This is a genomic window from Calidithermus roseus (assembly GCF_003574095.1).
Taxonomy (GTDB): Bacteria; Deinococcota; Deinococci; order Deinococcales; family Thermaceae; genus Calidithermus; species Calidithermus roseus.
Map to the genome: position 1 here is coordinate 1 of NZ_QWLA01000182.1, position 562 is coordinate 562.

Consider the following 562-nt stretch of genomic DNA (forward strand, 5'->3'; position numbering starts at 1 on the left):
GCTGGTTGAGCGCGGTCTGGACCCGCCAGAAGTAGCGCTCCTCGAAACGGGCCCAGGCCCGGCGCAGGTCGCGGGCGACGGCCTGGGTGGCCTGCAGGGTGGAGTAGGGCAGCCACCACTCGTAGCGACAGGGGTTGCCCTGGGCGCAGCCCTCGAGCAGGCTCTTGCGGGTCAACGCCAGGTAGGGCCAGTGGCCCTGCGGGTTGAGCTCAAAGCGCTGGTCGGGGAAGGAGTAGAGGTAGTCGTCGGCGGAGAAGTCCTGGGCCATCGCTAGGCTGACCAGCACCAGCGCCAACACCAGGGCCAGCACCAGGAGGCGCGGGCCGCCCCTGCGGCGTGCGGGCGCCCGCCCGTCCCGAAGGGGATCGTTTGCCCGGTGTACGGGCGTCAGCCCGTCCCGAAGGGGATCGTCCACGCTAGCCCCCGGTGCTCAGGGCGGCGGCGTTGAGGGTGCGGCGCACGACGAAGGTGCGGGGGGACTCCCCCAGCTCCACCAGCGTCCACTCCAGCTCCAGCTCACCGGGCGCGACGTCCTTGACCAGGATGCTCCCCGCCTGCACCG

The 562-nt window shown here is 71.9% G+C and carries 1 pseudogene; it reads right to left on the reverse strand.

What is annotated here, in order from left to right:
- A pseudogene (locus Mrose_RS18510) lies at window positions 1-415 on the reverse strand (hypothetical protein); the annotation flags it as partial.
- Window positions 416-562 lie beyond the last annotated feature (147 nt).